At 61.7% G+C, this 12,423-nt stretch carries 12 protein-coding genes, 2 tRNA genes and 1 pseudogene; 12 read left to right on the plus strand and 3 right to left on the minus strand.

What is annotated here, in order from left to right; all coding sequences use genetic code 11:
• Positions 1-62 precede the first annotated feature (62 nt).
• Positions 63-139: transfer RNA gene (locus ACYQ6T_RS10065), tRNA-Arg, on the plus strand.
• A gap of 84 nt (positions 140-223) precedes the next feature.
• Here the strand turns inward: ACYQ6T_RS10065 and ACYQ6T_RS10070 are convergent.
• Positions 224-1,018: an outer membrane protein assembly factor BamD gene (locus ACYQ6T_RS10070; RefSeq protein WP_459830478.1), complete on the minus strand. Its 795-nt coding sequence runs from the start codon at positions 1,016-1,018 to the stop codon at positions 224-226.
• Between ACYQ6T_RS10070 and ACYQ6T_RS10075 the strand changes: the two genes are divergently transcribed.
• The 7 genes from ACYQ6T_RS10075 (at position 1,017) to rimO (ending at position 8,225) form a co-directional block, all read left to right on the plus strand.
• Entirely contained in the window at positions 1,017-1,973 is a 957-nt protein-coding gene (locus tag ACYQ6T_RS10075) for an RluA family pseudouridine synthase (protein ID WP_459830479.1), read from the plus strand. The two genes, ACYQ6T_RS10070 and ACYQ6T_RS10075, sit on opposite strands and share 2 nt — an antisense overlap.
• Before the next feature lie 35 nt (positions 1,974-2,008).
• Positions 2,009-2,806, plus strand: a complete 798-nt coding sequence (locus ACYQ6T_RS10080) for a purine nucleoside phosphorylase YfiH/LACC1 family protein (RefSeq protein WP_459830480.1) — start codon at positions 2,009-2,011, stop codon at positions 2,804-2,806.
• A gap of 27 nt (positions 2,807-2,833) precedes the next feature.
• On the plus strand, positions 2,834-4,558 hold the full coding sequence (locus ACYQ6T_RS10085) for a PHA/PHB synthase family protein (RefSeq protein ID WP_459830481.1): 1,725 nt from the start codon (positions 2,834-2,836) through the stop codon (positions 4,556-4,558).
• A gap of 38 nt (positions 4,559-4,596) precedes the next feature.
• Positions 4,597-5,337 carry an acetoacetyl-CoA reductase gene (phbB, locus tag ACYQ6T_RS10090; RefSeq protein ID WP_459830482.1) on the plus strand — a complete coding sequence of 247 codons (741 nt, stop codon included), beginning with the start codon at positions 4,597-4,599 and terminating at the stop codon, positions 5,335-5,337.
• A gap of 157 nt (positions 5,338-5,494) precedes the next feature.
• Complete coding sequence (gene fabG, locus ACYQ6T_RS10095; RefSeq protein ID WP_459830483.1) at positions 5,495-6,238, plus strand: 3-oxoacyl-[acyl-carrier-protein] reductase; 744 nt, start codon at positions 5,495-5,497, stop codon at positions 6,236-6,238.
• 93 nt (positions 6,239-6,331) lie between these two features.
• Complete coding sequence (phaR, locus tag ACYQ6T_RS10100) at positions 6,332-6,904, plus strand: polyhydroxyalkanoate synthesis repressor PhaR (protein WP_459830484.1); 573 nt, start codon at positions 6,332-6,334, stop codon at positions 6,902-6,904.
• Positions 6,891-8,225, plus strand: a complete 1,335-nt coding sequence (rimO, locus tag ACYQ6T_RS10105; protein ID WP_459830486.1) for a 30S ribosomal protein S12 methylthiotransferase RimO — start codon at positions 6,891-6,893, stop codon at positions 8,223-8,225. The genes phaR and rimO overlap by 14 nt, the downstream gene beginning before the upstream one ends.
• Before the next feature lie 76 nt (positions 8,226-8,301).
• Here the strand turns inward: rimO and ACYQ6T_RS10110 are convergent, their stop codons facing one another.
• Both ACYQ6T_RS10110 and ACYQ6T_RS10115 read right to left on the minus strand, forming a co-directional pair.
• Positions 8,302-9,714 (minus strand): dihydrolipoyl dehydrogenase, encoded by a 1,413-nt coding sequence (locus ACYQ6T_RS10110; RefSeq protein ID WP_459830487.1) that lies wholly within the window; start codon positions 9,712-9,714, stop codon positions 8,302-8,304.
• A 43-nt stretch (positions 9,715-9,757) separates the two neighbouring features.
• Entirely contained in the window at positions 9,758-10,633 is an 876-nt protein-coding gene (locus tag ACYQ6T_RS10115; RefSeq protein ID WP_459830489.1) for a fumarylacetoacetate hydrolase family protein, read from the minus strand.
• Positions 10,634-10,699: 66 nt separating this feature from the next.
• On the opposite strand from ACYQ6T_RS10115, the gene ACYQ6T_RS10120 reads away from it, so the two are divergent.
• The 4 genes and pseudogenes from ACYQ6T_RS10120 to ACYQ6T_RS10135 form a co-directional block, all read left to right on the plus strand.
• Positions 10,700-10,793 (plus strand) — tRNA-Ser (locus ACYQ6T_RS10120).
• 60 nt (positions 10,794-10,853) lie between these two features.
• Positions 10,854-12,122 carry an ArsB/NhaD family transporter gene (locus ACYQ6T_RS10125; protein WP_459830491.1) on the plus strand — a complete coding sequence of 423 codons (1,269 nt, stop codon included), beginning with the start codon at positions 10,854-10,856 and terminating at the stop codon, positions 12,120-12,122.
• Positions 12,123-12,201: 79 nt separating this feature from the next.
• Positions 12,202-12,327, plus strand: a pseudogene (locus ACYQ6T_RS10130) (MerR family DNA-binding transcriptional regulator); the annotation flags it as partial.
• Between the two features lie 20 nt (positions 12,328-12,347).
• On the plus strand, positions 12,348-12,423 hold a 76-nt coding region (locus tag ACYQ6T_RS10135), incomplete at its 3' end, for a helix-turn-helix domain-containing protein (RefSeq protein WP_459830390.1).

The raw sequence follows: 12,423 nt of genomic DNA on the forward strand, positions 1-12,423 counted from the left end.
TTTTTAACCAGCGTTGACAACACCCGCCGTTTTGCTACAATAATGGTCTCGCGCAACGCGAAGCGCCCGTAGCTCAGTTGGATAGAGTACCTGGCTACGAACCAGGGGGTCGGAGGTTCGAATCCTTCCGGGCGCGCCAGATTTCCTCCTCCTTGTTTTTTGATTCTAAGCCCCAGCTTTTGGGGCTTTTTGCTGTTTTGTCACCCCCCGATGGGGACGACATTTACCAAATCTGCCACCACGGTTTCGCTTTGCCGCGGCGTTCGCCATATTTCAGGTAGTCGGAGTCGGGAAAATTGAGCCGCAACACCCGCTCGGCGTCCGCTTTGAGGTCGGTGAGCCCCAGCCGGTCGTAGGCTTCGCGCAAAAGCCAAAGCGCATCTTCCACGAGCGGCGTGTCGGCGTATTGGGTGACCACCACCTTGGCACGGTTCGCGGCAGCAAGGTAGGCGCCGCGCTTCAAGTAGTAGCGCGCGACGTGCAGCTCATGGCGCGCGAGGCTGTTGCGCAGATAGACCACCCGCGCTTCGGCGTCAGGCGCATATTTGCTCTCGGGGAAACGGCGAAGGAGCTCGAGAAACGCTTCGAGCGACTCTTTCGCCGCTTTCGGATCCCGTTCGCTCAGGTCTTGGTTCCCCAGCGCGGCAAAGAGGCTACGATCTTCGTTAAAGAGAATGAGCCCCTTGAGATAGAGCATATAATCGAGATTGGGGTGGTCGGGGTGGAGCCGCATGAAGCGGTCGATCGCCGCGAGCGCAAGTTCCGGCTCCCCCTGTTTGTAGTAGGCGTACGCAGTCTCGATCTGCGCCTGTTGCGCGTAGCGGCCAAAGGGGTAGCGCGATTCGAGCTTTTCCAGAAGCTCCGCGGCGCGTTGGTAGTTGCCATCCTCCATCGCGGCGCGCGCTTCGCTGTAGAGCTTCTGCGCACTCCACGAGCGCGTCTCGTCGATCTTTTCGGGAAGAAGGCCGCAGCCCGCAACGGTTGCGGCGGTGACAGTCACCAGAAGCCAACGTTTCATGAAAGAGAACCCAGAAGTCGAAGAGTTGAGCGATTATAGAACGGAATACCATTGGGAGATTCCGCTCACCGCGGAGCCGTGCCGTCTCGACCGCTGGTTGGCCGACGCGGCACCGGAGTTTTCCCGTTCGCAGTGGCAGCGCTGGGTGCGCGAAGGGTGTGTCGCGGTGAACGGCGAGGTGGTCACTTCGCCCAAAACGGTCGTTACCCCCGGCGCGACGGTGGTTGCCGAGGTGACCTTGGAACCCGATGGCGACCACCTCCCTGAGCCGCGGATCCTCCCCGTGGTCTTTGAAGACGAACACCTGCTTGTGCTCGACAAACCGGCCGGGTGGGTCGTCCATCCGGGGGCGGGGAACCGCAGCGGGACGCTGTTGAATGCGCTTCTTGCGTATGACGCGCGCCTGATGCATCTACCCCGCGCAGGGATCGTCCATCGGCTCGACAAGGAGACGAGCGGGTTGATGGTGGTGGCGAAGAGTTCGCTCGCCTACCAGCAGCTCGTCTCCGCGCTTGCCGCGCGCGCCATTGCGCGGCGCTACTGGGCGGTTGCGGTGGGGGTGATCGCGCGGCCAACGACGATCGCAGCCCCCATCGGCCGCCATCCGCGCCAGCGGGTGAAAATGGCCGTTGTCGCCAACGGCAAACCCGCAGTCACCCACGTCAAACCGCTGGAGGCGTTTGGCGACGCGGCGACATGGGTGCAGTGCGATCTGGAAACGGGGCGGACCCACCAGATTCGCGTCCATCTCGCCCACATTGGTCACCCCTTGGTGGGGGACCCCCTGTACGGCTCCGAGCGGGCTCGCCGTTTCGGTTTCGCGCGCCAGGCGTTGCACGCCGTTGCGCTGACGCTCACCCACCCGGCTAGTGGCGAGGTGATGACGTTCTCCTCTCCGCTCCCCGCTGATTTCGCGGCGCTCGTTGCGCGTTTGCGAGAGGGTGCGGCTTTTTGAATATCAGGATGGTGTTGCGCGAGGAAGAACGAACGATGCTCGTCACGATATCCGCCCTTCACTCTTTTGGCGCCGAGATTCGGCTGACGACCCGCTTGGGCGGAGTGAGTCGCGGCGGCTGCGCCGAGTGGAATCTTGCAAGCCATGTTGGGGATGCGCCAGAGGCGGTCGCGGCAAACCGTGCGCGGCTTGCGTCGATCTTGGGGAGCCCCCCTGTCTGGCTCAACCAGGTTCATGGGACAGCGGTCTGGGACGCCGACGCTGGACGAGTGGTCGGCGCCAATTCCGAAGATGACGCTGATTACGATATAGCCGCTGATGGGGCAGGGGATGCAAAAGGGGGTGCCGATCGACCGACTCCTCAAGCCGACGCGGCGGTGACCGCCACCCGTGGGCGGTGGCTGGGGCTGCTCACCGCCGATTGCCTTCCGGTGGTGTTGGTTCGGAGCGACGGTGCGCGGCTTGCCGTGGCGCACGCCGGTTGGCGCGGGCTCGCGGCTGGGGTGCTCGCCGCGGCGGCCGAGACGCTCGCGGGGCCTTTTGCTGCGTGGATCGGTCCTGCGATTTGCGGCGCGTGTTACGAGGTCGATGAGCCGGTGGTCGCCGCGCTTGCCCAGCTCGGATCGTGGATCGACGTGGGGGTGAGTAGAGGCGTTCGCCCGGGTCACTACCAGGTTGACTTGGCCGCAATCGCCAGCGCCCAGCTCGAACGCCTCGGGGCGGTTTCGGTCGTGCCGAGCGGCCTCTGTACAAGCGAAAATCGCCTGTGGTATTCTCATCGCCGTGACGGGCCGAAGACGGGGCGCTTTGCGACGCTCGCGGCTCTTCGGTAAAAGCAACAACAACGTGGAGGAGCGCGAATGACCCATCCTATCCCCAACCCTTTCTCCTTTGCAATGGGTCCGTTTCCGGGCGCGACGAGTGCGCCGATGCCCCCCGAGCTCACGGCGCTCCTTGCGAAGTTAGGGAGTCAAAACCCCGAACGGTGGCGGGCGTGGCTGAGCAGCTACTTGGCCGCGCAGGGGGAGCTCTGGCAGCGGTTCGTTGAAGGGCGGGGTGAGCCGCCGGTGGTTGCTGACGCCGACCGCGACCGCCGCTTTGCCAGTGAGGCGTGGAAGAAAAACCCGATCGCCGACTATTTGCGCCAGTCGTATCTGCTGCTCTGCCAGAAGGTGACGGAGCTCGTGGAGTCAGCCGATTTTCCCGACGGCAAAACGAAGTGTCGCACTCTCTTTGTTGTCCGCCAGTGGCTCGACGCAATCGCGCCGAGTAACTTCCCGGCGACCAATCCGGAGTTCATCGCAACCGCACTTGCCACCCAAGGGGAGAGCATCCGCCGCGGCATCGAAAACTTGCTTGCCGATCTGCGCAAAGGGCGGATTTCGATGACCGACGACGCGGCGTTCGAGGTGGGACGAAATCTTGCCGTCACCGAAGGGGCGGTGATCTTTGAGAACCCCTTGATGCAGCTCATCCAGTATGCGCCACTCACGGCTCAGGTGGGTGAACGGCCGCTCCTCTTCGTTCCGCCCTGTATCAACAAGTTCTACATCATGGATCTCCAGCCGGAGAGCTCGCTCGTGCGCTTTGCGGTCGAGCAGGGGCACACCCTCTTCCTCATCTCGTGGAAAAACCCGGGGCTTACTGAAGCCCATTACGGCTGGGATGACTATTTGGCGTTGGGACCGCTCACCGCCCTTCAGGTGGTGCGGGAGGTGACCGGTGTTGCCGACCCCAACGTGTTGGGTTTTTGTGTCGGCGGCACGATCCTCACCTCGGCGCTTGCGGTGGCGGCGGCGCGCGGCGATCCTCCAGTGCGGAGCCTCACGCTCATGACGACGCTCTTGGATTTCGCCGAAAGTGGCGAGTTGGGTTGTCTGGTCGACGAGGCGACGGTTGCGGCGCGTGAAGCAGCCATCGGGCGCGGCGGGTTGATGCTCGGCGCTGAACTCGCCCAGGTCTTTTCGATGTTGCGCGCCAACGACCTCATCTGGAATTACGTCGTCGGCAACTACCTCAAAGGGGAGAAGCCGCAACCATTCGATCTCCTCTTCTGGAACGCCGACAGCACCAACCTGCCGGGACCGTTCGTCACCTATTACCTGCGCCACATGTATCTGGAGAACGAGCTACGTATCCCGAACCGCTTGCAGATGCTCGGGCAGCGGGTCAATCTCGCTGCAGTCGATGTTCCGGCCTACGTGATGGCGGCACGCGAAGACCATATCGTTCCGTGGCGAGGGGCGTACCATTCGATGCAGCTTCTCTCGGGCGAGAAGCGCTTTGTCCTTGGCGCGAGCGGCCACATTGCCGGCGCCATCAACCCGGCGAAAAAGAATCGCCGCAGTTACTGGGTGAATGATGCGTTGCCCCTTGAGCCCGAAAAGTGGCTCGCTGCTGCCGAGGAACGGCCGGGCAGCTGGTGGAACGATTGGGCCCACTGGCTCCAGGCGCACAAGGGGCGGGAGATCCCGGCGCGAACGACGCTCGGCAACGACCGCTACCGCCCCATCGAACCGGCACCGGGGCGCTACGTCAAAGAGCCAGCGCTGCCACTCGTGCGTGAGGCGGCGGTGGCCCAGTAAAAAAATCGGTTTTGTGTCACCAAAAGGAGGGAGTAACGATGAGCCGTATCGCATTGGTTACTGGGGGTATGGGGGGGCTGGGCGAAGCGATTTCGCTCAAGCTCGCGGCGATGGGCTACCGGGTGGTGGTCACCTATTCGCCCAACAACACCACGGCGCCTGAGTGGTTGGCGAAGATGGCGGAGCAGGGGTACCACTTCAACGCTTACCCGGTCGACGTCAGCGATTTCGATTCCTGCGCCGCGTGCGTCGCCCGCGTCAAGGAGGAGGTTGGGGCGGTCGATGTGCTCGTCAATAACGCTGGGATCACCCGCGATATGACCTTTCGCAAGATGACGAAAGCCGATTGGGACGTGGTTTTGCGCACCAACCTTGACAGCGTCTTCAACATGACCAAGCAGGTGATCGAGGATATGGTCAGTAAAGGGTGGGGGCGGATCATCAACATCTCATCGGTCAATGGTACCAAAGGGGCCTTTGGCCAAACCAACTACGCGGCGGCCAAGGCGGGGATGCACGGCTTTACCAAGTCGCTGGCGCTCGAGGTGGCGAAGTTTGGCATCACTGTGAACACCATCTCCCCCGGCTATATCGGGACCAAGATGGTGATGGCGATCCCGAAAGAGGTGCTCGAGAGCAAAATCCTGCCGCAGATTCCACTCGGCCGTTTGGGTAAACCCGAAGAGGTCGCGGGGCTGGTCGCCTATTTGGCAAGTGACGAAGCGGCTTTTGTCACCGGCGCCAACATCGCAATCAACGGCGGGCAGCACATGTATTGATGTCGTGAGGGTCGAGCGCAACGCGTTTCCGTTGTGACCTGAACGATTCGTAGCGAACCGTTTTGTTGCGGTGCAGCAAAACGGGTTACAATAGCGCCACTTGGTAGCATCTGCCAAGTGGCTTTTTTGTATGGGACACCAAATGAAGGGAGTCATGATGACAACACAACGGATCGCGCTGGTGACCGGCGCCATGGGTGGTATCGGTACAGCGATTTGTCAGGAGCTGGCCAAAGAGGGGTATCGGGTGGTGGCCAACTGCATCCCCGGTTTTCCGCAAAAGGAGGCGTGGTTGGCCGAACAGAAGGCGTTGGGATTTGACTTCGTTGCCGCTGAGGCCGACGTGGCCAACTATGAGCAGTGTCGCGCGATGGTCGCTGAGATCGAAGCCAAGGTGGGACCGGTCGACGTGCTCGTCAACAACGCCGGGATTACCCGCGACAAATTTTTCCACAAAATGGAAAAGGAGCAGTGGGATGCGGTTCTGCGGGTCAACCTCGACAGTATGTTCAATGTGACCCGCGATATCGCGCCGAAGATGGCCGAACGGGGATGGGGGCGGATCATCAACATCTCGTCAGTCAATGGCGTCAAGGGGCAGGCGGGTCAAACCAACTACTCTGCGGCGAAAGCGGGGATCTTGGGCTTTACCAAAGCTCTGGCGTTGGAGCTCGCCGCCAAAGGGGTGACGGTAAACGCGATCGCACCCGGTTACGTCGCAACCGACATGGTGATGGCGATTCGCGAAGATATCCGGCAAGCGATCATCGACACCGTCCCGATGAAGCGGCTTGCTAAGCCTGAGGAGATCGCCGCGTGTGTGGCGTTCCTTGCGAGCGACAAGGCCGCGTACATCACTGGGGCGACGCTGAACGTCAACGGCGGCCTCCATATGTATTGATCTCCTGATTCCGGAGTCGAGGGGGAGCGCGGTGCGTTCGGCGGTATAATGGCGCGAATGCAGAGCTGCTGCCCCCTCTTTGAGAGTTCTCCCATGAACGCGGAATCGGAACGCGTCATCAAGAAATACCCCAATCGCCGTCTCTACGATACCGCCACCAGTACCTACATTACGCTGACGGACATCAAAGAGATGATCCTACGCCACGAGCCGATTCGGATCATCGACGCCAAGACCCAAGAGGATCTCACCCGCAGCGTCTATCTGCAGATTCTGCTTGAGGAGGAGGTCGGGGGGCAGCCGATCTTTTCCACCGAGATGTTGGCGAGCATCATCCGCTTCTACGGGCAGGCGTCGCAAACCCTCTTCGGCCAATACCTGGAAAACAGCCTCAAGACCTTTCTCGAGCTCCAGAGTCGCATGCAGGAGCGCTTTCGCGCGATCTACGGGGAGAATGCGGTGATGGCGCCCGAGATCCTCGCGCAGTTTCTCTCGCTGCAACCGAAAGCGATGCAATCGATGTTGGATGCTTACCTCGAGCAGACGCAAAACCTCTGGCAACAGGTGAATCAACAGATGCAACGCCAGGCGCTCGGGTGGTTCGAGGCCTTCTACCCCAAACCCCACCCTGTTGACTCCAAAAAAACGCCGAATGAATCACAATAATCGTGTGCCACGCATCGGCATGGTGAGCCTCGGTTGTCCCAAGGCCACGGTCGACACCGAACGGATTTTGACGCGCCTGCGTGCCGAAGGGTACGAAATCACGCCGGAATATCGTGAGGCGGAGCTGGTGATCGTCAATACCTGCGGGTTCATTGAGGAGGCGGTCGCTGAATCCCTCGAGGCGATTGGCGAGGCGCTCGCGGAGAATGGTCGGGTAATCGTCACCGGCTGCCTGGGCGCGCGGCAGGAGGTGATCTGGAACGCTCACCCATCAGTCCTCGCGGTGACCGGCCCTCATGCCACCGACGAGGTGATGTCGCTCGTGCATCGCCATCTTCCCAAACCGCACGACCCCTTTGTCGACTTGGTGCCCCCGCAGGGTGTGCGCGTCACCCCGGCCCACTACGCCTACCTCAAGATCTCTGAGGGGTGCAACCACCGGTGCACCTTCTGCATCATTCCGCAACTGCGCGGCGACTTGGTGAGTCGCCCGATTCACGAGATTATGGAAGAGGCCGAAGCGCTTGTCGACGCCGGCGTCAAAGAGATTCTGGTGGTGTCACAAGACACGAGCGCGTATGGGGTCGACCTCAACTACCGCACCGGCTTTTGGCAGGGGCGGCCGGTGAAGCAGCGGTTGACGGAACTCGCGAAACTCCTCGGGGAGCTCGGTGTCTGGGTGCGGCTCCACTACGTCTATCCTTACCCAAGTGTCGATGAGCTCATTCCCCTCATGGCCGAGGGGAAGATCCTCCCCTATCTCGACATCCCCTTCCAACACGCGAGCCCCAAGATCTTGCAGCTGATGAAGCGGCCCGCCGCCACCGAAAAGGTGCTCGAGCGGATCCGCAAGTGGCGGTCGATCTGTCCCGATCTCACGATCCGTTCGACCTTTATCACCGGTTTTCCGGGCGAGACCGAGAGCGATTTCGAGCTGCTTTTGCAGTTTTTGGAAATGGCACAACTCGACCGTGTGGGCGTCTTCCCCTATTCGCCTGTCGCGGGCGCTGCGGCAAACGACCTTCCCGATCCCGTTCCTGAAGAGATTCGCGAAGAGCGGCGGATCCGGCTGCTTGAATTCCAGGAGGAGATCTCCACTCAGCGCCTGGAACGGTGGATCGGCCGCGAAATCGAGGTGCTGGTTGAAGAGATCGACGAGGAGGGGGCGGTGGCTCGGTCGTCTGCCGACGCGCCGGAGATCGACGGTCTGGTCTTTATCCCCGACGGGGGTGAACTTCAGCCCGGGGAGTTTGCCCGTGTGCGCGTCGTCGATTGCGACGTGCACGACCTCTACGCCGAAGTAGTTGCCCCAGAGGCGTGAAGTCCGCTCCCAGCGCGTCGTCGCAGCGGGGAGCGGTTGAGGGGGTGGCTTCGGCGGGGCCGGACTCTTCTCCAGCCTATCGCAGCTGCTGCTGCTGCGCGTCTTGCAGAGCGCTTTGCAGCAACTCTTCAACGGTGGGGTGGTAGTAGGGGAGGGCCAAGAGCTCGACTACAGTAGCGCCGCGGGCGATCGCCTGGGCGAGGAAGTGGCCGAGGTGCTCGCCGTGCGCGCACACCATCTCAGCCCCCAAAATCTTGCCGCTCCCCTTCTCGGCATAGACTCGCACCAGGGTCTCGGTCTCATCGAGGACGCGTGAGCGGCCGTTCTCTTCCCCTTTGCCGGTGCCGATGACGATCTCTTCCGGATTGAGATCGGTAAAGCGCGCCCCCACCCGCACCACGTCCGGGTCGCTGAAGACGATCGCGAGCGGCGGAACCGTTTTGCGCGTGACAGGTTTCTCCCCCCGGGCGACCAGCGCGGCGTTTCGCCCCGCAGCACCCCCTTCGAGCGCTGCTTCGTGCATCAGCGGGAACAGACTGTTGGCGTCGCCGGCAACGAAGATCGGCGCATCGCCCACCTGGAGGGTTTCGGGACTGAACCGGGTCGGGAAGCTCCGTTCGTTGAGCGCAACGCCAGCCGCAGGAAGGTCAACCCGATCGAGATTACTGCGCCGGCCTGTTGCCACCAAAAGTGCGTCGACGCCGTAGCGCTCGCCACTTGCGAGTTCAATGACGATACCGTCAGCGGTTTCCCTGAAGGTTGCCGCTGCGTTCAAGTGGAGGGGAAATTCGCGGCTAAACCGTCTGTGCGCTACACGCCGCACCTCGGGGTCAGAGATTCCGGCAAGGGTTGGGGCAACATCCACGCCCACCACCTCAACCCCTAAGCGCGCGAGTGCTAGCCCCATCTCGATCCCGATCGCGCCGAGTCCGACGATGCCGATTCGGGCGGGGGGCTCGTCGATCTCAAAGAGGGTGTCGGTGGTCAAGAGTTTGGCCCCGTCAAGATGGGTGACGGTGGGTGGCAAAAAGGGGCGCGAGCCGACGGCCAAAACGAAGGCCTTCGCTTCGACCACGGTAGTTTCGCCGTCGTCATGGGTGACCTTTACCGCGGTGGGGGAGAGGAAGCGAGCGCTACCGATCAGCAGGTCGTTGCCGGCGAACTGGCGCGTCCGCTCCGCGGTCCGCCCCGCGAAAAAGTCCCGTTTGCGGCGCACCTCTGCCCAGGCTGCAGCCCGATCTCCGCGACGATGGGAATCGGGCGCCGGATAGCCGAAACGGACCGCTTCTTGCGCCGCTTGCCACAGGTGGGCGACGTGCAGCGCTGCTTTCGACGGCATACATCCGACACGCGCACAGGTGGTCCCGAGCGGCCCATGGTCGATCAATACTGCGGAACATTTGGCTTTTCGCACCTCCCGCAGGGCATAGAGCCCAGCGGTTCCGGCACCGATGATCGCGACATCGACGCTACGTGTGGCTGAGGTCATGTTGAACTCCCTGATGTTGCATTAGAAAATAATCAAGTTCGGATTATATCTCGGCGAGCGGCTCTTCTGAGGCAGGCGCGGCAACGACCTCTTGGTGCTGCTCGCCGAGGGGATCGCACCCTGCGCGAATCACATCCCCCACCTGCAAGAAGCGGGGCGGGTTGAATCCCATTCCGACCCCAGGCGGTGTGCCGGTGGCGATCAGGTCGCCTGGGTAGAGCGTCATGGTGCGTGAAAGGTAGCTGATGAGCTCGGCCACAGTGAAAATCATCTCGGCGGTATTCCCCATTTGTCGCCGCTCGCCATTGACCTCCAGCCAAAGCTGCAGATTTTGGGGGTTGGGGATCTCCTCTTTCGTGACGAGCCACGGACCGACCGGTCCGAAGGTGTCGCAACTTTTGCCCAGCGCCCATTGGCCGCCACCCGCCTCCATCTGCAGCGCCCGTTCCGAGACGTCGTTCACAAGACAATAGCCGGCGACACACTCCAGCGCCTCGGGAACTGTGACGTGTCGGGTCACGCGGCCGATCACGACGCCGAGTTCGACTTCGTAGTCGAGTTTCGTAAAACCGGGTGGCGGGACAATCGGATCGTTTGGCCCCTGAATGGTGCTGGTCGCTTTGAGAAAGACCACCGGTCGCGTGGGAATTGGGAGGTTGGCCTCTCTGGCGTGGTCGCGATAGTTGAGGCCGATGGCGATGAACTTCTGCGCCCCGCGGTAGGGTGGCCCAATGCGCGCCGGTTCGCGAACGAGGGGGAGCTTCTCGGGGTCGAGTGCGCGCAATGCGGACAGCGTCCGTTCCACCAGATGTTCCGCTGTGAGATCGGGAAGAAGGCCCGAGAGGTCGCGAAGTTGCCCTGCGGCGTCGACGATTGCGGGGCGTTCCTTACCTGGCGGGCCATACCGTACCAGTTTCATAGAACCTCCTTCTGCGCCCAATGATTGACCCATTGTACCGCTTTCAGGTAAAATGGAATCTCTTTTGGAGACGTGGCCGAGAGGTCGAAGGCACTCCCCTGCTAAGGGAGCATACCGGCTAAAACCGGTATCGAGGGTTCGAATCCCTCCGTCTCCGCCACCGCACCGCGCCTGCTTTCGCCAAACCTGACGCCTCATTTCTCCCGCTTAGGATCGCTTGGTGAGTACCGCTCCGTGGGATGTTGCCGTCTCAAATGACCTGGTGATCGCGCTTTTTGCGCTCACCTACCTAGGCATCGCCCTTGGGCGGATCCCGTGGCTGGCGATCGACCGCACCGGCGTTGCTCTCTTGGGAGCGTTGGCGATCGGGCTGGTGAGTGGGGCGGATGCGGCAAAGCTCACTGCGTTGGTCGATTGGTCGACGATCGCGCTTCTCTACGCGTTGATGCTCTTTTCCGCGCAACTGCGGCTCGGAGGCTTTTACACCTTTCTCGCGGTGCGGCTGGTTGCCTCAGCGTTACAAGCGCCGCGGCGCTTTTTGGCGGTGCAGATGGCGGTGAGCGGTTTTCTTGCGGCTTTTCTTTCGAATGACGTGATCTGTCTTGCGGTGGCGCCGGTGCTCCTGGAGACTTGCCGCACGGCGCGCATCTCCCCGATGCCTCACCTCTTGGGGCTGGCGATGGCGGCCAACATCGGTTCGGCGGCAACGCTCATCGGGAATCCCCAGAACATGTTGATCGGCCAGCTCGGGGGGCTTGCTTTTGGCGGCTATTTCGTGTGGAGTGTCGTGCCGGTGGTTCTGGCGCTCACTGCGGCCTACGCGATTTTGCGCTGGCAATTCGCGGACGCTCTTGCGGTCTCGCCTGTGGGGCACGTCGATGGGGGAGGGCTTGCCCAGGGCAATCCCCCGTTCGACCGGTGGCAGAGTAGCAAAGGGGTGGTGCTGCTTGTGGTCTTGGTCGCGCTCTTCTTGACCGATATTCCGCGTGAACATTCGGCACTGGCCCTTGCGGGGGTGCTTCTGCTTTCGCGGCGGATGGCAACGAGGGAGCTGCTAAGCCTCATCGACTGGCACCTCATCACGCTTTTTTTGGCCCTTTTCGTCGTCGTCGGGCTCTTTCGCGAGACGGGGGCGCCCGCGGCGATCATGGCGTGGATCGCGGAACGGGGAGGGTCAGTCGAAAATCCGCTTTTTCTGACGCTCCTCACCGTTGTGCTCAGCAACCTGGTGAGCAACGTCCCCGCGGTGATGTTGCTCACCCAATTTCTCACCCCCGGTGACCCTGGGCCGTGGTATCTGCTAGCGGTCGCAAGTACTTTCGCCGGGAATCTTCTCCTGGTTGGCAGCATCGCCAATCTGATCGTCGCCGAGCAGGCGGCGCGTTACGGGGTGGCGATCTCGTTTGGTCGCTACCTCCGTTCGGGACTGTGGGTGACCGCAGCGTCTATGCTTATTCTCGTGGCGTGGTTCTCGTGGGTTGCGCCGTGACGGTAGAATCGAACACCCCTTTGCTTGGGAGCTTGACTCTAGTATCGCAAAAAATACGCAATAGTGTATAACTCTCACCATGGAAAATACCACGAGCATCGGCAAGGCGGCAAAGCTGCTGGGTGTAACGGTCAAGACGCTGCAGCGGTGGGATCGTGAGGGGCGACTGATACCTGCAACGCGTACCGATACCCATCGTCGGCTCCAGTTCATCGGATAGTCCCGATGCAGCTTTCACATCGAATTGAGCTCCGTCCAACGCCCGAGCAGGCCGACTACTTCAAGCGTGCCTGTGGGACAA

It is taken from the genome of Hydrogenophilus islandicus, assembly GCF_054657095.1.

What these genes read in the sequence shown, in the direction of transcription:
- fabG (WP_459830483.1), top strand. Translation starts at nt 5,495, where the DNA reads ATGACAACACAACGGATCGCGCTGGTGACCGGCGCCATGGGTGGTATC.
- rimO (WP_459830486.1), top strand. Translation starts at nt 6,891, where the DNA reads ATGAATCACAATAATCGTGTGCCACGCATCGGCATGGTGAGCCTCGGT.
- phbB (WP_459830482.1), top strand. Translation starts at nt 4,597, where the DNA reads ATGAGCCGTATCGCATTGGTTACTGGGGGTATGGGGGGGCTGGGCGAA.
- ACYQ6T_RS10070 (WP_459830478.1), bottom strand. Translation starts at nt 1,018, where the DNA reads ATGAAACGTTGGCTTCTGGTGACTGTCACCGCCGCAACCGTTGCGGGC.
- ACYQ6T_RS10085 (WP_459830481.1), top strand. Translation starts at nt 2,834, where the DNA reads ATGACCCATCCTATCCCCAACCCTTTCTCCTTTGCAATGGGTCCGTTT.
- ACYQ6T_RS10080 (WP_459830480.1), top strand. Translation starts at nt 2,009, where the DNA reads ATGCTCGTCACGATATCCGCCCTTCACTCTTTTGGCGCCGAGATTCGG.
- ACYQ6T_RS10115 (WP_459830489.1), bottom strand. Translation starts at nt 10,633, where the DNA reads ATGAAACTGGTACGGTATGGCCCGCCAGGTAAGGAACGCCCCGCAATC.
- ACYQ6T_RS10075 (WP_459830479.1), top strand. Translation starts at nt 1,017, where the DNA reads ATGAAAGAGAACCCAGAAGTCGAAGAGTTGAGCGATTATAGAACGGAA.
- phaR (WP_459830484.1), top strand. Translation starts at nt 6,332, where the DNA reads ATGAACGCGGAATCGGAACGCGTCATCAAGAAATACCCCAATCGCCGT.
- ACYQ6T_RS10110 (WP_459830487.1), bottom strand. Translation starts at nt 9,714, where the DNA reads ATGACCTCAGCCACACGTAGCGTCGATGTCGCGATCATCGGTGCCGGA.